The sequence below is a fragment of the Candidatus Planktophila versatilis genome (genome assembly GCF_002288265.1).
Classification (GTDB): Bacteria; Actinomycetota; Actinomycetes; order Nanopelagicales; family Nanopelagicaceae; genus Planktophila; species Planktophila versatilis.
This window is the reverse complement of sequence record NZ_CP016778.1, coordinates 1-20277: the sequence shown is the minus strand read 5'-3', so window position 1 is coordinate 20277 and position 20277 is coordinate 1. Positions and strand designations below refer to the sequence as shown.

Here is a 20277-nt window from a genome sequence, read left to right as displayed (position 1 = left end):
GGGGAAGTTACTCGCTCTTAGTATTCGATAGTTGTCGATTGACGACGATTACGAATCAGCGCTCCAATAATGATCGCTGTTGCAACGAGTGCAATCACTAGCGACATCGATGATTGCGCCGGAAGTGCGAAGCTGACAATTGCTGGAGTAATTAACAAGCCAACCAGGTTCATCACCTTAATTAGTGGGTTAATAGCAGGACCCGCGGTGTCCTTAAATGGATCTCCCACGGTGTCTCCGACAACAGTTGCAGCATGTGCCTCTGTGCCCTTGCCACCGTAGTGACCATCTTCAACCATCTTCTTTGCGTTATCCCATGCACCACCTGAGTTAGATAGGAAGACTGCCATTAGCGTTCCAGTGCCGATTGCACCAGCTAGGTAGGCACCGAGTGCACCAACGCCAAGACCGAATCCCACTGCGATTGGCGCCATGACTGCTAGCAGACCTGGTGTTACCAATTCACGAAGTGAGTCGCGAGTACAGATATCAACCACACGACCATATTCCGGCTTTTCAGTGCCGTTCATGATTCCTGGGTGCATCTTGAATTGATTACGAACTTCAACAACAACGGCACTTGCCGCGCGTGATACCGCATTCACCGCTAGTCCTGAGAAGAGGAAGACAACTGCGGCTCCAATAATCAAACCAACGAGGTTTCGAGGCGATGCAATATCAAGGATGCCTTGGTATTCAAGTGCAACATCTGCGCCCTCACCCACTGCCTTAATGACAGCTTCCTTAATGGCATCGGTAAATGCGCCAAAGAGCGCCGTTGCAGCTAATACTGCGGTTGCAATTGCGATTCCCTTTGTGATTGCCTTGGTTGTATTTCCGACTGCATCCAGTGAGGTAAGAATCTGTGCACCTTCACCCTTAACATCACCTGACATTTCAGCGATGCCTTGTGCATTATCTGAGATAGGTCCGAAGGTATCCATTGCAACGATGACACCCACTGTCGTGAGCAGTCCGGTTCCTGCTAGTGCGATAGCAAAGAGTGAGAGAACAACAGATCCGCCGCCGAGTAAGAAGGCGCCGAAGACTGCGGATGCAATCAGAATTGCAGAGTAGACAGCTGATTCAAAACCAACTGAGATACCAGCCAGAATTACTGTGGCCGCACCTGTTTGTGAGGAAGCTGCCACATCATTTACTGGGCGCTTGCCGGTCTCAGTAAAGAAGCCGGTAAGTACTTGAATTGCAGCAGCAAGGACGATTCCGATAATAACTGCGCCAAAAGCCAGCACGCGTGGATTGATATTGCCTGCCTCTTCTAGCACCGTAGGTGAGAAGTTAGTAAGCAAGTTGAACTTACCTGGCAAGTACGTAAATGTTGCAAGGCCGGTGAGGCCAGCAGAGATAATCGCTGACATGAAAAATGAGCGATTAATAGCTGTCATTGCTGACTTATCGGTTGAACGCAAGCGAGTTGCGAAGATTCCGATTACCGCTGTGACGATACCGATTGCCGGAACGATGAGCGGATAGATCAGACCTTCGTTACCGAAAGCTGCCTTACCCAAGATCAACGCTGCAACCAGTGTTACCGCATATGACTCGAACAAGTCTGCTGCCATACCAGCGCAGTCACCGACGTTATCGCCCACGTTATCTGCAATTGTTGCCGCATTTCGTGGGTCATCTTCTGGAATACCTTTTTCAACCTTACCGACGAGGTCTGCTCCCACATCAGCTGCCTTAGTAAAGATTCCGCCACCCACGCGCATAAACATCGCGAGCATCGCAGCACCAAAACCAAATCCTTCAAGAACAACAGGTGCGTTCTCGCGGAATAAAATAACAACGAGTGCGGCTCCTACTAGGCCTAGACCTACCGTTGTCATACCAACAACGCCACCTGTGCGGAAAGCAATCTGAACAGCCTTGGTGCCATCTTTCTGACGAGCAGCTTCAGCAACGCGCACGTTGGCGCGAACTGCCAGCCACATACCGTTATAACCAACCAAAGCTGAGAAGCCAGCGCCAACAAGGAAGAAGATGGAGCGACCAACGCGAATAGCAGTTGTGTCGGCGGGTAATGCGAAGAGTAGGAAGAAAACAATTCCTACAAAATAAGAAAGGGTGCGGAACTGGCGGGCTAGATATGCCGCCGCTCCTTCTTGAACAGCTTCAGCGATCTCGCGCATCTTCTCAGTGCCATCGTTGGCTGCAAGTACTTGCTGGCGCAACGCATAGGCGATACCAAGGGCAGCAAGTGCCACCGCCAAAACGATGTAAGTGATATTTAGGTTAGTCCCTGTTACTTGGACATTACTTAGAGCAGCAGAAGCTCTCATGGGTTCTCCTCCGTTGGAGAGTCAGGGCGCCCCATTCGAGGGCAAGGCGCGCAGATTGCCCGAGTGTACATATACATATCTATTACGGGGAAAACTCCCGCGTGGATCGAGGTATTGATTTTTGCAGTTTTTTGCATAGCCTTTAACTCTTATGTCGGGCATCGTCGAAATCGCGAAGAAGGCTGGGGTCTCACCGGCCACTGTCTCGCGCGCTCTGCGGGGAATCCATCATGTCAACGAGAAGACCCGTAAGAAGATTGTTGATGCAGCTCGCGATTTAGATTATCCGGTCCGCCCAGATTTATTGCCGCGTGGGCAAAACGAGAAGACAAATACGATCGGTGTGATCGCGCCCTTTATTTCGCGTTGGTATTTCTCACAATCAATTTCTGGAGTTGAACAGGCGCTACGTGAAGCAGGTCTTGATCTGCTGCTCTATAACTTTGCCCAGGTTGATGCGCGTGAACGTGTGATGATGCAGAAGAAGTTGGTCGATAAGGTCGATGGGTTGATTGTGATTTCTCTTCCGCCTAGCGAGAAAGAATTCGAGCGTTTATTGAGTCTCGGTATTCCAGTTTCGTTGCTGGGGGTAGCCAGCGAGCTCTGTTCATCGGTTTCGATTGATGACGTGCTGGGCGGCAGAATTGCAACCCAGCACCTGGTTGATATGGGCCATCGCGATATTGCGATTATGACTGGGCAGAAAGAACCAGCCTTCGACTTTAGAGTGGCTAACCAACGCTTGCAGGGATTTATGGAGGTCTTGCAGGCGAACGACCTTGAATTCAACCCAAGAAATGAACTGTATTCAGATTTCACTAGTACAACCTCTGAGATTGCGATGGAGGAATTCTTAACCCGTAAGAAGTTACCCACAGCGATCTTCTGTGAATCAGATGAGATGGCCTTTGGTGTGTTTCAGGCGCTGCGCAAGAAAGGTATGCGCGTACCTGAAGATATTTCAATTGTGGGTTATGACGGACATGATTTCGGTGTCACGCTCGGGCTGACAACAGTTGCGCAGCCCGTGCGCTTCTTAGGCCAGCTTGCAGCATCGCAAGTGATGGCGTTGATTGAAAAACCAGAGTCTGTCGTAAGGCAGATGGTTGTGCCGATTGAACTAGTGCAGCGCCAATCGGTATTGAAGATTAACTAATTACTTGACCGTGCGCTTTACTTGATGGCACCCTGCGAAATACCTGAAATGAACTGCCTTTGCAGGATCAAATAGAAGATCACGATTGGGATAACAGCGAGTGCAAGTCCGGCCATCGCTTGTCCGTATTCAATTGAATACTGCCCAAAGAAGAGATAGGTAGATAACGGCAGCGTCTGTGTCTCTCTTGTGAGCACAAGACGCGGCAATAAGAAGTCATTCCAGATCCAAAGAGCGTTAATAATGGCAACCGTTGCGGTGATAGGTCGCATCATTGGGAAGATAATTTTCCAGAATGCCTCCATATCTGAAGCGCCATCAATAGATGCTGCCTCATCAATCTCGGTAGGGATTGTGGAGATAAAACCGTGATATAAAAATGTAGACAGTGCGACGCCGAAACCAATATAGAAAAAGACAAGGGAGGCGCGATTATTCCAGGAAACAAATGGAGCAAAGAGCGCCATGAATGGAATCATCAAAGCTTGGAAGGGAACAATCATTGAAGCAACAAGCCCCAAGAAGATGTACTTTGATGACTTTGTCTTGGTGCGCGCTAAGTAGTAGGCAAGCATAGAAGAGAAGACAATCAATAATGAGACGCTAAAGACCGTGATGATGAGTGAGTTGGTAAGTGAGCGGAAAAATTCCATCTTGGTGAGGGCTTGCTGAAAGTTATCCCAAGTAATAGGCGCTGGGAAAGACAATGGGTTTTCTAAAATGTCATACTTCAACTTTACTGAGTTAACAAAGACCAAGAAAAATGGGAAGAAATAGGCGAAGGCGAGAGTAATGCCGACTGCGAATGTGGCTCGCTTACCCCAACGTGTGCGAGTCTTCATCGTTGGACCTCGTATCTCTTTGAGATCGTTACTTGGACAAGAGCTGCCAGGGCAACTACTAAGAACATAATGACCGCTTTAGCTTGGCCAGTACCGAAATCACCTTCAGCGAAAGCGTCTTCAAAGATGTGGAGTGAAATCAGCTCAGTTGTGCGAAATGGTCCACCGCCGGTGAGTGCCACGTTGACGTCGTAGGCCATAAAGCCACTTCGCAGCGTTAAGAAGAGCGCGATGGTAAAGGCTTGTGCCATCAGTGGAATCTTGATGGAAAAGAGCGCGCGCAGTGGAGATGCGCCATCGATTTCAGAGGCTTCAATGAGATCTTTTTCGATTGAGATGAGCCCTGTAATGTAAACAATCATCATGTAACCAGATGATTGCCAGATGGTGACGATGATTAGCGCCCAGAATGCCTTGTTTGTATCTTGTAGCCAGGATTCTTTAAAGGGCTCCCAATCATATTTCTCAGCAATTGCAACGAGCGCACTATTGAAGATAAATTGCCAAATAACACCGAGGATAACGCCACCGATGAGGTTTGGTACAAAGAAGAAGGTGCGCAGGAGATTTTTACTTCGGAGCTTTGAGGTAACAATGAGTGCCAACCCAAACGCAACCGCATTGACCAAAACAAGTGATACCACAACGAATAGCGCGGTGAATTTTAGGGTTGACCAGAATCTTGGATCTGCAAATGATTCTGTGTAATTAGTAAATCCAACTAATTTGGTGGTTTTGAAACCATCCCAATCTGTAAAGGAGTAATAGAAACCATTTACAAAGGGCACTACGAGAACGATGATGAAGATTGCAAGTGGAAGGCCAGCAAATTTCAAAAATTTCTTTATTGATCTTGCTCGAGTCACTCGAATCCCCCTTCCTAAGTGAAATCATCCCGGGGCAAGTTTCCTCGCCCCGGGATGATTCTATTTACTTCTTTTCAGACGTTAAAGTGGTTGAAGCTAAATTAAGCAGCTTCTCCACGCCAAGTCTTTGGCTTGCCCTTCCATGCAGCTTCAATCGCCTTAGCAAGGTCAGCTGCGCTGATCTTGTCGGTGAAGTACTGCTGCATAGATACCTTTCCAACTTCCTCTTGGAGGCCAGCTGGGTAGTAAGAGTTCATCCAGTCAAGAGTCTTACCTGCTGAAGCAAATTTTGAAATTTCCTTCGCCATGTAAGTCTTTGGCTCGATCTTGAAGCCCTTGTAAACAGGGATGAAGTTCATGCCGCCTTCTTCAACTGGACCAGCTACACGCTTCTGTCCTGCAGGAGATGTGTAGAGCCAGGTTAGGAAGTCGAGTGCACCCTTTTGCTGCCACTTTGTTGACTGCTGTGCATCGATCATGAAGTAGCCAGGAACACCGACAGGAATTGAATCGTTTCCGTAATCCTTAGCGTTGTTGCTGATTGGAAGAGGCATAAGACCAAAATCATCGCCCTTTGAGGCTGTGATCAAGTTTGGCTCTGTCCAGTTACCTTGGAACATGAATCCGAAGTCGCCTCCTGCAAGGTTGGCGATTGAAGCGTCATATTCGGTATCTGTGAGATTTACCTTGCCTGCGTTGTACTTCTTAAGAAGATCCATGGTCGCTACCCAGTTCTTGAAGGTAGCGTTATCTGCAAGGTTTGCTTTTCCAGCTACAAGAGCATCCAAGCCTGCAAGGCGAGCTTCTTTTGTCTTTCCTACATTGGTGTGGAAGATATTTGTGAAGTGTGCACCAAGTGACCACCAGATAGCTGAGAAGTGAAGTGGCTTCTTACCGGCAGCTTCGATCTTCTTGAATGCAGCTTCGAGGTCTGCGCGAGTTGCAATCTTCGATGGGTCTACGCCAGCCTTATCAAGAACCTTCTTGTTGTAAAGAAGTCCGAAAGCTTCAGCTGTTGATGGAACACCAACTTGACGTCCGTTGACGTTACCTGATGCAAGCAGGCTCTTAGAGACAAGACGTGCAAGAGGTGTTAACTTGAGATCCAAAACTTTGTCGGCCATATCTGGAATCTCTTGAAGTGTGTACATGATTGTTGGTGCGTTCTTGGCTGCATACATTGGTGTCACGTTCTGAAGGAATGTGAGCTTGCGATCGCCAGGAACTGACTTAACTGTGTAGCAATTTTGTGACTTATTGTAATCAGCAACTGCTGCAAGGAACTGATCCTGAATTTCAGGCTTGATTGTTCCGAGCATTGTTACTGTCGCTTTTCTTGGGCATGTGTTTGCAGATGCTGATGGTGTAGCAACCGCAATCAATGACAAAGAAAGCGTTGAAGCTAGAGCGAGTGCTCCGAGTTTCATTGACTTCTTCATATGAAGTGTTTCCTTTCGACGGTTAGCCGGCGTCCTAGGTTGGCCGACTGTGGGAAAACGATAAAGCCAGATGCGAAGGGTTTGAGAGGTTGGGCAATAACGCTCCTACAACGCTTTTTTGCGGATTTTTGCAGTTTACGCGTGGGTGGTTTGCAGTCCTGCGGCCTTGAGGTTATTTGCGCCAGCAAGGGGCTGGACTGCGGTTAGGGCGGTCTCAACGAAGACCAAGTTCGTCAGGACGATTGCCCCACCAACTGCAAAGACTTCAACTGAACCGCGATCGACAATTACGCGAATATCAATCTCGCCTTTTTCGATTGCAATCTCTTGCAGCGTCGGTGCAGCTAGATCGCCCCATGCACGCGATGTATCTACATATAACTTTTGGTTGCGCACTCCGATTTCAACATATCGTTCATTGTTTTCACAGATGCGAATTGCGCCATCTGATGTTGTAAATGAAACTTCAGGAAAACCGTTGGGATGGTTAATTGGAGTTTGAATAATGCGATCGCCGTGTAGTGAAAGTTCGCGCGGTAACGTCATGGCCCCTCGCCAAGGTTGGGTAGGAAAGGTGTGGGCGTATTCCCAATTGCTCATCCAGCCGAGAAATATTCTGCGATCTTGCGGTGCGTTGTTAAATGTGATGCCAGCATAATTATCGCGGCCATAGTCAAGCCATCTTGTTTTCACATCATCTGCGATAAATTCTTTTCCATTCCACTGTCCAAGAAAGTATTGCGTTCCAGATCCAACCTGATAACCACCTGGGTTGAGTGAAACGATAAGAACCCATTTATCCCCTAGTTGAAATAGGTCTGGGCACTCCCAACATCCACCGACTTCTGCAGTTGGGCCAAAATCGCTGAGGTGTTTCCACTCTTTGAGGTTATGTGAAGTGAAGAAAGAAATCTGGTGCAGATCTGGTCGTGCAATTGTCATCAGCCATTGGTCATTTATCCACTGCACTTTAGGGTCGCGAAAATCTGGGGAGCTAATGTCAAGAACTGGATTTCCTTCATATTTGGTAAATGTTCTACCGTTATCAAGACTGAAGGCTAAGCATTGAGATTGCTTGCTTTTGTCATTCTTATGCTCGGTGTAGATCGCAACCATTGCCGGGTTTTCTACGCTTCCAAAGCCTGTTGAATTTGTGTAATCAATAACTGTACTTCCGGAAAATATCCCGGTCTCTTCTGTGCAGGTAATAGCCACAGGTAGCTCTTGCCATGAAAATAAATCAGGGCTTACTGCATGGCCCCACGACATATTTCCCCACACATTCTCTGTTGGGTTATGTTGAAAGAAGAGGTGGTATTCGCCTTTGTAGTAAATAAGTCCGTTGGGGTCATTCATCCAATTTTTTTCAGGGGCGAAGTGAAATTGCGGACGATATTTTTCATCACCGAGCGCGCCAGAAGGATGCGTAATCACGGCCGTTACCTTACCCTCGGACTCATGGAATTCCTGACAAACCTTTTGGACGCCAATTCTGTGGTTGCCACTTTAGGGTTGATTGGGGTGCTTGGCATTATTTTTATGGAGACCGGGCTTTTAATTGGTTTAGTCTTTCCCGGCGGTGAGGTTGTCTTTCTAGCAGGTATTGCTGCTTCTGGCGCAGGTGCCGATATTTTGGGAGACGCTAAATTATCCACACCGTTGTTGTTTATTCTCGCACCAATAGCTGCAATAACTGGTGGTGAGGTTGGTTATTGGTTTGGCCGGACCTACGGCAGAAAATTCTTCGATCGTCCAGATAGTCGTTTCTTTAACCAAAAGATGGTGCAAACTGTTGAAAAGTGGTTAAGAAAGTATGGCCCTCGGAAAGCTTTGGTTTTCGGACGTTTTATTCCTTTTGGAAGAACTCTTATTAACCCGGTCTGCGGTGTTGTGCAATTAGATAGAAAAACATTCTCAACCTGGAACGCTATCGGTGGAATTATCTGGACAGAGGTTGCAATTGGGGTTGGTTATCTCTTAGGTGATGTTTTAGGTAACTCGGCAAATTATTATCTTTATAGTGTCGCTGGCCTAATCGTGTTGATTTCACTAGTGCCGATGGCTATTGAAATCTTTAGAGAGTGGCAATCTAAGCGGTATATGAAGTAACTACAGGCCTAAATCTTGTAGCGAATAAGCTGCGTAGTACTTATACCCTGCATCCAAAATCTTCTGTTTAGCCCCACGTTCCACAATGACAGCAACTCCCACAACGATCGCACCCGCTTCTACCAGTGCTTCAACGGCGGTGAGAACTGAGCCGCCTGTCGTTGAAGTATCTTCCACAGCCAGAACTTTCTTTCCCTTTACATCTGGTCCTTCAATGCGTCGTTGTAGGCCATGTGCTTTCTCGGCCTTGCGAACTACAAAAGAATCAATGTTTTTACCGTTACGCGCTGCCACATGCATCATCGCTGTTGCAACCGGGTCGGCGCCAAGTGTGAGGCCACCTACTGCTTCGTAATCTAAATCTTTCGTTAGCTCCAACATCACTTCACCCACAAGCGGGGCTGCCACATGATCGAGTGTGACGCGGCGAAGGTCTACGTAGTAATCAGCTTCGATACCGGAAGACAAGATCACTTTGCCGTGGACAACAGCTTTGTTGAGGATTTGTTCCCGGAGAATACCCTTAGAATTCATGTTTGAACCTTACCGCTTCAGTACTTCATTGTTAACGTGGTCTCGTGAACTTAGACCGATTAGAGACTTCTCGGTTAGTGCACCGGTTTGGTTTTGGGCCACGTGTTGGTGAATTCACTACTTACTTGAAGCAGGGTGTCCCAGCGACACGTGACTCGCTCTTAACAGTTCCCAGTGCGGATTTTGGATTAGCGTCAATCACGCTTCCAACTTTTACGGATCTGGGTAAACGGCCTGAGCCAAATAATACAGAAATAATCCCCTTTATTGTTGGGATGAAAACCCAGACAGAAAACCTTATTTCTTGGTGGATGGATCGGATGGCCCTTGGTGATAACGGGCTCACGGAGCGAATGACTTGGTTTTGGCACGGCCATTGGGCCACTTCGATTTCGAAGATAAACCATCCGCTGCCTATGTATAAACAGAATGAGACTTTTCGAAAATATGCTTTAGGTAACTTTGCTGAGATGTCGCGGGCAATGCTCACTGACGGTGCCTTGCAATATTGGTTAGATGGTCAAGAGAGCACCTTCAAGTCGCCTAACGAAAACCTTGGCCGTGAATTCATGGAGCTATTTACTCTTGGCGTAAACCGATATTCCGAAGATGATGTTAAAGCTATAGCGCGCTCATTGACTGGATATCAAGTCGCAAACAGTTCTGGCACCGTTACCTTCAACCTCAAGCGGCATGATTCAAAGGCAGTGACTTTGTTGGGGACCACAAAGCATTTTACTGGCGAAGAAGTCTCAGATTTTCTAGTAGCAAGAGATGACTGTGCTCGTTTCATCTCGGAAAGGCTTTGGTATCGCTTCATATCAAGCACAGAAGCGATGCCAAATAATTTCGTTGGGATCCAATCATTTGCTGATCGGGAAATTTCCAGCGTGGTAGCAGCCGTAGCAAACGATTCTGCGATGCGAGATCCTAAAAATGCAATGGTTAAATCCCCAGTGGATTGGTTTATCTCCGCCGCGCGAGCTCTGGAACTGACTCCATCTAAGTTAAAAACTTCTGCTCAGTTGAAGAATTATTTAAATAAGTTAGGGCAGATTCCGTTATACCCACCAAGTGTTGGCGGGTGGCCTGCTGGGGAGGCTTGGTTATCTTCAGCATCTGCCCAATATCGGATTGCTTTTGCTACATGGTTGGTAAAGCAGAGCCAATTAAGAGGATTGTTAGAGATTCCAGTTGAACGTCGAGTTCTATCCAGTGCCGACTGGTTGGGTGTTGCGCAATGGAGCCCGAGAACTCAAAGCGCTCTACGTAACTCATTAAGTGACCCGATGGAATTTGCCGTCTTGGCGCTGTGTAGCCCCGAGTATGTAGTGAATGCCTAGGAGGATGACATGGACACAATAACCCGTAGAAAATTCCTGAGGTTAACCGCCGGCACTGTGGCTGTTGGTGCTAGCGCTTCGCTACTGAGTGTTGATGAAATTGCCCAAGCAGCAATAAGTCGACCACTCGCCGCAGGCACCCCAATTCTTGTAATGGTCACGCTCTACGGTGGAAATGATGGGTTAAACACAGTAATTCCTTATACAGATCCAATCTACTTTTCATCTCGTCCCGAAATTTCATATAGCCCAGAAACGATGTTGCCATTGGATGCAGAGTTGGCCCTGAATCCTGCAATGAAAAATCTTAAAATTTTGTGGGACCAGAAAAAAGTCGCAATCATTCGTGGAGTTGGTTACCCAAATCCTGATCGCTCTCACTTTTCATCCATGGCAAAGTGGCAGAGTGCCTCACCTACTAATCAGATCAATACCGGGTGGCTTGGCAGGTGGATTGATGGTCAGGCAGAAGATTCAATGCTTGCAATCTCGCTAGGTTCTGTGTTGCCCCCGTTATTTGCAGGGGCTAAAAGATCTGGTTCGGTATTACCTCTCGGTGGACTACTCATTCCTAAGGGTTCAATTGGTAAAAATTGTTTGAAACTAGCTAGTAAGTCAAGGACTGATTCTCCACTCATGGCTGCGGCTGCTACCTCTATGCGCAATCTTTTCTCGGTCTCGTCAACTATTCAGCCTATTTTGAAAGCACCTGCTCCTTCCATTCCTGATTTGCCTACAGTTAATGGCGGGAATGCCGGGGGCGATAGCGATCTCGCACAACAGTTAGATGTGGTCTCTAAATTGATTTCGGCCGGAGCTCCAACAAGAGTGTGGTCAGTTTCGTTAGGTGGGTTTGACACACACGCTAATGAGGCGAACGCACAAGCAGAACTCTTGGGGGTTGTTTCTGATTCAATTTCGCGCTTCTTTACCCAGCTGAAGTCCACCACTCGAGCTAGTGATGTAACAGTGGTGGTTTACAGTGAATTTGGGCGTCGCGTGGTTGGAAACGGATCCCAAGGAACAGACCATGGAACATCAGGGCCAATGTTTATCATTGGCGACCGAGTGACAGGTGGATTTTATGGAGACCAACCTTCATTAAAAAATCTCATCAAAGGCGATTTGGCTGTGACGACCGACTTTCGAGATGTTTATGCGACACTGCTTGAAGGTGTATTGAAATCACCGGTGGAACCGGTTTTAGGAAAGTGGGCTGGACGAACTAAATTCTTGAACGCTTAATTCTCTTCTTTGTAAATGATGACATCGCTCTTATTACGTGTTGCCAACCTTTTTGGTGGATTCTCCACCAGCAGTGCATCTACTTCAATGCGCAGCTTTGCAACCTCCATCGCCATACTTGCAACGGCAGTCTCTAACTCAATAATTCGCTTGATGCCTGCGTGATTAATTCCTTCACCGACAAGACGGCCCACCATGCGAAGGGATGCAATATCGCGAAGTGAGTAGCGGCGGTTGCGTCCTACTGTGCGATCTGGTGAGACCAAACCTAAACGGTCGTATTGACGAAGTGTTTGTGGGTGCAGCCCGGAAAGTTCTGCTGCAACTGAAATTACATAAAGTCCAGCATCATCATCTGGATGATCTTCTTGTGGCAAATCTTTTGTCATAGCTTTGCCTTAGATATAAATTCGGCGCGCACATCTTCGTGTGCAGTTGCTGCGGCAAATGCTTTGATTGCCTCTTGCGCCTTACCTTCTGTCTTTCGAGGCACTTGCACCTCGATAGTGACAAGTAGGTCACCAGTAATTGCGCCCTTCTTAATTCCGCGCCCCTTTACCCGCAAGACCCGACCTGTGGGTGTTCCGGCTGCTAATCGCACAGTGACATCATCTCCGGCAAGTGTGGGAACTTTAATATCAGCACCCAGTGCGGCTTCGGCAAAAGTTACAGGGAGTGTGAGAACTAAGTTTTCGCCTTTGCGAGAAAAGATTGGGTGAGGCTTAACTTGTAGTTGAATAAAGAGATCTCCAGGGCCTGCTTCACCTGGTGCGCCTTTTCCTTTTACGCGAATCTTGGCGCCATCATTTACTCCGGCAGGAACGCGAGCCGAAATGTTCTGTGGCCCATTGCCATCGGTGTTGAGTTTGAGATCAAGGGTTGTGCCAAATACTGACTCTTTAAATGTAATAGCTGACTCTGTTTGTAGATCAGAGCCTTTGCGCGGCCCGCGTCGGCCGCCGCCGCCAAAGAGATTAGCGAAGATATCTTGTGGGTTACCGCCGCCAAAGATGTCATTGAAGTCTCCACCTTGGAAGTTTTGTCCACCGGTAGGTGCTCTAAATCCACCGCGTTCAAACATGGAACGTGCTTCGTCATACTCTGCGCGTTTTTTTGAATCAGAGAGAATGTCATAGGCCTCAGAGACAGCCTTGAACTTCTCTTCTAGCGTAACATTTCCTTGATTTTTATCAGGGTGTAGGTCGCGTGCTAAGGAGCGGTATTTTTTCTTAATTTCATCGGCGCTAGCTTTTTTATCGACGCCAAGGACCTGGTAGAAATCCTTCTCATAGAGATCCTTGGCAGCCATAACTAATTAGTTTTCTGGGTCAGTCACTGCAACGCGTGCCGGGCGCAAGATGCGTTCTTTGAACTTATAACCTGGTTGCAAAATCTTTGATGCAGTAGGAACGCTGACTTCAGGTGATGTGTCGTGTAATAAAGCTTCGTGAATTTGTGGATCGAAAGCTTCACCTTCAGTGCCGTATTTTTCCAACCCAATGCGGTTGGTAATTGCAGTTAACTGATCTGCCACCGCCTTAAAGCCGCCGGTGAGTTCATTGTGCTCACTTGCGCGGTCAACATCGTCTAAAATTGCAAGAAGTTCGGTGAGAACAGAACCAATTGCTAGTTCATGGGCCAGGGTGCGATCGCGCTCTACCCGCTTTCGGTAGTTGGCATACTCTGCTTGAAGTCGTTGTAAATCAGCTGTGAGAGCTGCAACCGGGTCTGTTTCGAGAACCGGCGCAGCCTCCTCTACAACTTCTTCTACAACAGGTGTTGTTTCTTCAACAACTTCCTCTGTCGTTTCTGACATTAGTTAGCTTCTTCGGCATCAATAACTTCAGCGTCTTCAACATGATCTTCCGACCCTGCTGATGCGCCATCAGCTTGAGCTCCTGCATTTGCATACATGAGCGCACCGAGTGCTTGTGAGATTGTCGAAACTTTCTCAGTATTTGACTTAATTGATTCGAAGTTGGCACCGCCAAGAGAAGTCTTAAGTTCAGCAAGTGCCTCATCTAGTTCCGTCTTCTTTGTTGCAGTTTCACCTTCGGTGAACTTATCTGCGTTCTCTGTTAAGAACTTCTCGGTCTGATAGACAAGTGAGTCTCCGGTGTTGCGGATCTCTGCCTCTTCACGACGCTGCTTATCTTCATTAGCGTGTGCTTCAGCATCTGCCATCATCTGTGCAATCTCGTCCTTAGAAAGAGCAGAGCCACCTGTGATGGTCATACCTTGCTCTTTGCCGGTTGCGAGATCTTTTGCAGATACATGAACGATTCCGTTGGCATCGATATCAAATGTCACTTCAACTTGTGGAACTCCACGAGGTGCTGGTGCGATTCCGGTGAGCTCGAACATGCCTAGCTTCTTGTTATAAGCAGCCATTTCGCGTTCGCCTTGGTAGGCCTGAATCTGAACAGCGGGCTGATTGTCATCAGCTGTGGTGAAGATTTCACTGCGCTTGGTAGGAATAGTTGTGTTGCGCTCGATGAGTTTTGTCATCACGCCACCCTTTGTTTCGATACCAAGTGAAAGTGGTGTCACATCAAGGAGAAGCACATCTTTTACTTCACCCTTAAGTACTCCAGCTTGAAGGGATGCGCCCACTGCGACTACTTCATCGGGGTTTACGCCCTTATTTGGCTCTTTTCCGCCGGTGAGCTCGCGTACCAAATCAACCACTGCTGGCATACGAGTTGACCCACCAACAAGTACCACTGATTGAATGTTTGCAATAGGAATTCCAGCATCCTTAAGGACAGCTTGGAATGGCTTCTTGCAGCGCTCAAGTAGGTCTGCGGTAAGTGTTTGGAATTGTGCGCGGGTAATTGTTTCATCGAGGAACAGTGGGTTCTTCTCAGAGTCAACGGTGATGTATGGCAAGTTGATAGTTGCTGATTGGGAAGATGAAAGTTCAATCTTCGCCTTTTCAGCAGCTTCACGAATACGTTGCATCGCCATCTTATCTTTTGTGAGATCGATGCCGTTTGCAGAACCGAATGTCTTCACAAGGTGATCAACGAGTGCTTGATCCCAATCATCTCCACCAAGGTTGTTATCGCCATTAGTCGCTTTTACTTCAACAACACCGTCGCCGATTTCAAGAAGTGAAACGTCGAATGTTCCGCCACCAAGGTCAAATACCAAAATGGTTTGTTCTTTATCTGCCTTATCTAAACCATAGGCAAGTGCGGCAGCTGTTGGCTCATTGATAATGCGAAGCACGTTAAGGCCGGCGATTTCGCCAGCTTCTTTTGTTGCTTGACGTTGCGCGTCGTTGAAGTAGGCCGGAACGGTAATAACAGCATCTGTGACAGTTTCACCGAGATAAGCCTCTGCATCGCGCTTTAGTTTTTGTAGAACGCGTGCTGAAATTTCTTGTGATGTGTACTTCTTGCCATCGATATCGATTGACCAGTTAGTACCCATGTGACGCTTAACGGAACGGATTGTGCGTTCAACGTTTGTCACTGATTGACGCTTAGCTACTTCACCAACAAGAACTTCGCCATTTTTTGCAAAGGCGACGATCGATGGTGTGGTGCGAGCGCCTTCTGCGTTGGCAATAACTGTTGGCTCTCCGCCTTCAAGTACTGATACGCAGCTATTTGTAGTTCCAAGGTCGATTCCGACTGCTCTAGCCATGGTCTTGCTCCTTCTTTAATTTCGTTATTTCCACTCGAGCCAGGGTGGGTCGAGGTTTGTAACCTGAGTCGATTCTACGCAAAGAGTTGAGTCGAGTCGACTCAGGTTTCAAGGGGTATAACTGGAAGGAGCGGGGGTTTATTCCCTGGGGCTAGCCATAGGTGTCGCGGGGACCGCGGCCATTGGAGATCGTGCGTAGGCCGCGCTTCCAGCTAGGGGCAGTTGGACCGATGAAATCCAGTGATTCCACAAGGGCGCCCGGGGCGCTAGACCTGATGGTCTCAAGCAGAGAGGGCCCTACAAGGTTTAGTTGGGTTGCCCAAGCAGTTGATGAGCACTGCACGAGCAGGCGGCCATCTAGAAGTGAAAGTGGGGTGGTGTGTTGGGCAATGTCGGCGCCAACTACTTGGGCCCAGGTGGCAAAGAGGGTTCCTTCAGCTAGCCCGGAATTCCAATCGCGTTCTTCGATAAGTTCGCTCAACACATTAGAAATTAGAGTTGGATCTCCGGGGGTGTTTGAGCGCTGCTCGACAATTTTCTTCTTTTTAACAAATCCGGTTTTATAGCTTCGAAAGAGATCTACTGCAAAATCTCGTTTGCTTTGGGGTTTTTCACTCACTTGGTAACAACCCCCGGCTTCACATAGAACTTCTCAGATAGTAGTTCGGCTGGTAGGTCTGATTCAACAGCTGCTGTGATAAATGTTTGCTCAGCCATCTGTGTCACCGATGTGAGTTGTTGGCGGCGGGTGGTGTCTAGCTCGGCGAAGATGTCATCGAGGATAAGTACGGGCTCTGCTCCCTCTGACTTAAGTAAGTTATAGGCACCAATACGAAGTGAGATTGCCATCGACCACGATTCGCCGTGGCTGGCATAACCTTTTGCTGGGAAATCACCGAGTTGTAGATGTAGGTCATCACGGTGTGGACCAATTAGGGAAACACCACGATCTTGTTCTTGTCGTGCTACTTCTATCTGTCGCTCCGTCAACATTTCTGCGTTGTGGGCAATATCTGCCGATAAATTATCTGTCGATGATTTGTATGAAATTGAAGCCGGTTTCACTTCATTGAGGTTTTCATAATTTGCCGCCACATAAGGGTTTAGGTCATCTACTAATTTGATGCGCTCTGCCGATAACTGTGCGCCATAGGAAATAAGTTGTTCCGTCCATGGGATGAGTGAGCTCTCTGGCGCCCTGGTTTTTAGCAGTGTGTTTCGTTGTTTGACCACTCGCTCATAATCAGAGATCACACCTGCTAAGCGCGGTGATTGTGTAATAAGTAATTTATCCAGGAAATCACGGCGGTGGGTGGGGTCCCCTCGCACTAAATCTAAATCTTCTGGGGAGAAGTAAATAATTTGTAGTGCGCCTAATATCTCGCGTTGTGATTTAACTGGATTGCCGTTAATTCTTGCGCGGTTTGTTTTTGTCGCGTTGATCTCAAGGTCGACTTGCAGTGTGCGACCCTGACTTTCAATTTCAGCACGGATGATTGCTTGGTCTGCGCCGAGTGAGATCAGTGGTTGATTGTTAGCAACGCGGTGGGATGAAAGGTAGGCAAGATAGATCAAACTCTCAGCAATATTTGTTTTACCGCTGCCGTTATTGCCGACAAAAGTAATAGGGCCTGCTGGAAATTCAAGTTCAAGATGTGGGTATGAACGAAAATTTGTCAGCGCTAGCTTGGTGACGCGCATTGTTGTTTTTACTTTATGAGGCGTAGCGCATTGGCATTAAGAGATAGCGGTAATTATCAATAGATGCACCATTTGGTTCGGTGCGCCCGGTGAGAATCGCTGGTTTATTTGAACCAGTAAATGAGATCTGCACAAAAGGTGTGCCAACTGCTTGGAGCCCGTCTGCTAGAAAGACCGGGTTAAAAGCAATAGAAATAGGTTCACCGTTGAGCAGCACATCAATTGTCTCTGTTGCTTGCGCTTCTTCGCCCGCGCCAGCTTCAAGTGATACTCCGCCATCTTTAAACTCAAGGCGTAGTGGAACTGTTTTATCAGTTACTAGCGCAACTCGGCGGACTGAATCTAAAAATGGCGCCACCTCAACAACAGCTGTGGTTGTCATCTCTGTTGGCAGTAAGTGGCGGTATGGAGGAAATGTTCCATCTAACATTCTTGATGTCATTGTTTTACCATCGCCAGAAAATCCAGCCAGGCGATCATTCGATGTTGCTGGTGCAAAAGAGAGTGATACGTTTTTTGTTCCAACAAGTGATTTAGCGGCATCAGCTAAAGTGCGAGCGCGCATGAGAGCTGTTGTTGAAACACCGGGTGTAGCCGGGCTCCAATTAAACTCACGCACCGCTAGACGGTAGCGATCTGTTGCAGCTAGCGTGATGGTGTCTTCATTTATTTCAACATGGACACCGGTTAATGTTGGTAGTGAATCATCGCGCCCGGCTGCTATTGCAACTTGTGCTACCGCTGTTGCGAAAGTGTCACTTGCCACACTGCCGGTTGTTTCAGGAAGTTCTGGAAGGTTTGGATATTCAGAGAGTGAAAGTGTGGGGAGGGTGAATTTAGCCGCGCCTGATGTCACAAGCACTCGGGTGCCGTCTAATGTAATAGTTATTGGTTTATTAGGAAGTGATCTACAAATTTCTGCTAGTAGTTTTCCTGGAACAAGTACCGCGCCTTTATTAGCGATGTCGGCTGCGAAGTGTGCTTTGCTCGATGTTTCTAAATCAGAGCCGGAGAGAAAGACCTCATCGCCGGTTGCATCAATTTTGATTCCAAGGAGTTCGGTTTTAATTGGGCGGGTGGAGAGCGAACGAGAAACCCAGTTCACCCCATCAGTTAAAGAATTTTGATCCACTGTAAATTTCACGCCGTAGCCCTCGCACTCATCAGATTGGTTGTATGTAGTGAACTAACTCTAATTTGGGGATGGTCCGCTTGGAAACGGGATTTATATATATAAAGGTAGTAGTAGTAACCGCAGAGCAAAACTGTGGGTAAGAGGTAAAACCCCAGGTCAGAGCCTAGATTTAACCCCACAATGGTGTGGAAAACCCCAGTAAAGCTGTGGGTGAATAGGTGAATAAACGCTAGATCCATATCAACACCCCTACACCTTCTCTAGTAGTACCTGCTTTACACACATATTTACCCTACATATCCACAGTTATCCACACTTTATCCACACCTTGGGGGTAAAGAGGGTGAAAACGGACAATTAGCGCCTAACCCCTACCTACTTCGTCTGCTGCTTGATTCTCGTCGTTAACTCATTTACCTGGTTATAGATCGAGCGGCGCTCGGCCATCAACTCTCGGATCTTTCGGTCGGCGTGCATCACTGTTGTGTGATCGCGCCCGCCAAAAGTCTGCCCGATTTTAGGTAGCGATAACTCGGTCAACTCACGGCATAGATACATCGCAATCTGGCGAGCGTTAACTAATGCGCGAGAACGAGAAGTGCCACAGAGATCATCGAGGGTAAGGCTGAAGTAGGCCGCAGTCTGAGCCATGATCGTTGGGGCTGTTATCTCAGCTGCAACATTGGTGGGGATTAAATCCTTTAACACAATTTCAGCAAGGCCCATATCAACTGGCTGGCGGTTTAGCGATGCAAAAGCGGTAACGCGAATCAAAGCACCTTCAAGCTCGCGGATATTGGTAGAGATTTTACTTGCGATAAATTCAAGAACATCATCCGGGGCGTTTAACTTATCTTGGGCAGCTTTTTTACGGAGAATCGCAATACGGGTTTCAAGTTCAGGCGGTTGAATATCTGTAATCAAACCCCACTCAAATCGTGAACGCAGGCGATCTTCCAAAGTTGTTAACTGCTTAGGTGGGCGATCTGATGAAATAACAATCTGCTTATTAGCGTTATATAAAGTATTAAAGGTATGGAAGAACTCTTCCTGAGTACGCTCTTTATTTTCTAAAAACTGAATATCATCAACCAGCAAAATATCTAGGTCGCGGTAGCGGCGCTGGAAAGCGGTAGCTTTATCATCGCGGATAGAGTTAATAAAGTCATTGGTGAACTCTTCCGAAGAGACGTAGCGAACGCGCACATTGCCATAAAGCTCTTTGGCATAGGCACCAATAGCGTGTAGTAAGTGAGTCTTTCCAAGACCAGATTCCCCATAGATAAAGAGCGGGTTATAAGCCTTAGCTGGTGCCTCAGCCACCGCCACCGCTGCAGCATGGGCAAAGCGGTTGGAAGAGCCGATAACAAATGTTTCAAAGATATAGCGCGCATTTAATTGTGATAACTCATCTGATTTAGGAACATCAGAGATGTCGCGGCCCATACCTGAACGAGAGGGGATTACCTCAACAGCAACAGCAGGAGCGGGCAGATCGGCCAGCTCGATCGTTTCATCGACCATCACTGCAATATTTGCTTTCTCGCCAAGTTCGGCGGTGAGCACTTCATTGATCACATTGCGAAGACGGGATTCAAGTACATCTTTTGCAAAAGCGTTCGGGGCGGCAACCAGGAGACTGGTCGCCCCACCCTCTTTTTGTAGAAGGCCTAAAGGTTTGGTCATCGCCAAGAATGCTCGGTGTTGAGGTTCACCCACCGAAACATGCTCGACCACGCGGCCCCATAACTGGGAGAGTTCGAGATCTACAACTGCCATCTACCAACCCCCAGGCTTATCCACAATGTTATCCACAGGCTGTGGTCTAAAGGTGAGGTTTAGCCTCAAATTAGACCGATTTCGACGGAAACCTGTGGAGAACCCGCAAAGTAGACCTCATTGGAGGAAATAGCAAGCGGTTATCCACAATTATCAGAGCGCAGAAGGGGCAGA

Annotated in this window: 18 protein-coding genes; 4 read left to right on the top strand and 14 right to left on the bottom strand. The window is 47.6% G+C overall.

The features are described 5' to 3' along the window. Positions 1 to 17: 17 nt before the first annotated feature. A complete protein-coding gene (locus tag A1sIIB76_RS00090) occupies positions 18 to 2303 on the bottom strand; it encodes a sodium-translocating pyrophosphatase (RefSeq protein ID WP_095696648.1) in 2286 nt (761 codons plus the stop codon). Positions 2304 to 2454: 151 nt separating this feature from the next. Between A1sIIB76_RS00090 and A1sIIB76_RS00085 the strand changes: the two genes are divergently transcribed. Next, a complete protein-coding gene (locus tag A1sIIB76_RS00085) occupies positions 2455 to 3459 on the top strand; it encodes a LacI family DNA-binding transcriptional regulator (protein WP_095696647.1) in 1005 nt (334 codons plus the stop codon). Between the two features lie 17 nt (positions 3460 to 3476). On the opposite strand, the gene A1sIIB76_RS00080 is transcribed toward A1sIIB76_RS00085, so the two are convergent. The 4 genes from A1sIIB76_RS00080 to A1sIIB76_RS00065 form a co-directional block, all read right to left on the bottom strand. Next, on the bottom strand, positions 3477 to 4301 hold the full coding sequence (locus A1sIIB76_RS00080) for a carbohydrate ABC transporter permease (protein ID WP_095674228.1): 825 nt from the start codon (positions 4299 to 4301) through the stop codon (positions 3477 to 3479). Next, on the bottom strand, positions 4298 to 5167 hold the full coding sequence (locus A1sIIB76_RS00075; RefSeq protein ID WP_223298769.1) for a carbohydrate ABC transporter permease: 870 nt from the start codon (positions 5165 to 5167) through the stop codon (positions 4298 to 4300). Before A1sIIB76_RS00075 ends, A1sIIB76_RS00080 begins: the two co-directional genes overlap by 4 nt. Positions 5168 to 5268: 101 nt before the next feature. Continuing rightward, positions 5269 to 6606 carry an ABC transporter substrate-binding protein gene (locus A1sIIB76_RS00070; RefSeq protein WP_095696645.1) on the bottom strand — a complete coding sequence of 446 codons (1338 nt, stop codon included), beginning with the start codon at positions 6604 to 6606 and terminating at the stop codon, positions 5269 to 5271. Between the two features lie 135 nt (positions 6607 to 6741). Then, complete coding sequence (locus A1sIIB76_RS00065) at positions 6742 to 8040, bottom strand: glycoside hydrolase family 32 protein (RefSeq protein ID WP_095696644.1); 1299 nt, start codon at positions 8038 to 8040, stop codon at positions 6742 to 6744. A 24-nt stretch (positions 8041 to 8064) separates the two neighbouring features. Here A1sIIB76_RS00065 and A1sIIB76_RS00060 point away from each other — a divergent pair, with 24 nt between their 5' ends. Continuing rightward, positions 8065 to 8715: a DedA family protein gene (locus tag A1sIIB76_RS00060; RefSeq protein WP_223298768.1), complete on the top strand. Its 651-nt coding sequence runs from the start codon at positions 8065 to 8067 to the stop codon at positions 8713 to 8715. On the opposite strand, the gene pyrE is transcribed toward A1sIIB76_RS00060, so the two are convergent. Beyond that, a complete protein-coding gene (pyrE, locus tag A1sIIB76_RS00055; RefSeq protein ID WP_095674223.1) occupies positions 8716 to 9249 on the bottom strand; it encodes an orotate phosphoribosyltransferase in 534 nt (177 codons plus the stop codon). Between the two features lie 44 nt (positions 9250 to 9293). On the opposite strand from pyrE, the gene A1sIIB76_RS00050 reads away from it, so the two are divergent. Beyond that, on the top strand, positions 9294 to 10592 hold the full coding sequence (locus A1sIIB76_RS00050) for a DUF1800 domain-containing protein (protein ID WP_095696642.1): 1299 nt from the start codon (positions 9294 to 9296) through the stop codon (positions 10590 to 10592). Between the two features lie 9 nt (positions 10593 to 10601). Further along, positions 10602 to 11837, top strand: a complete 1236-nt coding sequence (locus tag A1sIIB76_RS00045; protein WP_095696641.1) for a DUF1501 domain-containing protein — start codon at positions 10602 to 10604, stop codon at positions 11835 to 11837. Here A1sIIB76_RS00045 and A1sIIB76_RS00040 read toward each other — a convergent pair. The 8 genes from A1sIIB76_RS00040 to dnaA form a co-directional block, all read right to left on the bottom strand. Further along, the gene (locus A1sIIB76_RS00040; RefSeq protein WP_190286237.1) at positions 11834 to 12226 is read right to left on the bottom strand and encodes a heat shock protein transcriptional repressor HspR; all 393 of its coding nucleotides are present in this window, start codon (positions 12224 to 12226) and stop codon (positions 11834 to 11836) included. The two genes, A1sIIB76_RS00045 and A1sIIB76_RS00040, sit on opposite strands and share 4 nt — an antisense overlap. Continuing rightward, on the bottom strand, positions 12223 to 13146 hold the full coding sequence (locus tag A1sIIB76_RS00035) for a DnaJ C-terminal domain-containing protein (RefSeq protein WP_095696640.1): 924 nt from the start codon (positions 13144 to 13146) through the stop codon (positions 12223 to 12225). Before A1sIIB76_RS00035 ends, A1sIIB76_RS00040 begins: the two co-directional genes overlap by 4 nt. A 6-nt stretch (positions 13147 to 13152) precedes the next feature. Next, a complete protein-coding gene (gene grpE / locus A1sIIB76_RS00030; RefSeq protein ID WP_095696639.1) occupies positions 13153 to 13653 on the bottom strand; it encodes a nucleotide exchange factor GrpE in 501 nt (166 codons plus the stop codon). Further along, entirely contained in the window at positions 13653 to 15488 is a 1836-nt protein-coding gene (gene dnaK, locus A1sIIB76_RS00025) for a molecular chaperone DnaK (protein ID WP_095696638.1), read from the bottom strand. The genes grpE and dnaK overlap by 1 nt, the downstream gene beginning before the upstream one ends. A 151-nt stretch (positions 15489 to 15639) precedes the next feature. Then, positions 15640 to 16107, bottom strand: coding sequence for a DciA family protein (locus A1sIIB76_RS00020; protein WP_095696637.1), 468 nt, complete (start codon positions 16105 to 16107; stop codon positions 15640 to 15642). Continuing rightward, positions 16104 to 17189: a DNA replication/repair protein RecF gene (gene recF, locus A1sIIB76_RS00015; RefSeq protein WP_095696636.1), complete on the bottom strand. Its 1086-nt coding sequence runs from the start codon at positions 17187 to 17189 to the stop codon at positions 16104 to 16106. The genes A1sIIB76_RS00020 and recF overlap by 4 nt, the downstream gene beginning before the upstream one ends. A 13-nt stretch (positions 17190 to 17202) precedes the next feature. Continuing rightward, positions 17203 to 18333, bottom strand: coding sequence for a DNA polymerase III subunit beta (gene dnaN, locus A1sIIB76_RS00010; protein ID WP_095696635.1), 1131 nt, complete (start codon positions 18331 to 18333; stop codon positions 17203 to 17205). 366 nt (positions 18334 to 18699) lie between these two features. Beyond that, positions 18700 to 20103, bottom strand: coding sequence for a chromosomal replication initiator protein DnaA (gene dnaA / locus A1sIIB76_RS00005; protein WP_095696634.1), 1404 nt, complete (start codon positions 20101 to 20103; stop codon positions 18700 to 18702). Between the last annotated feature and the right edge of the window lie 174 nt (positions 20104 to 20277).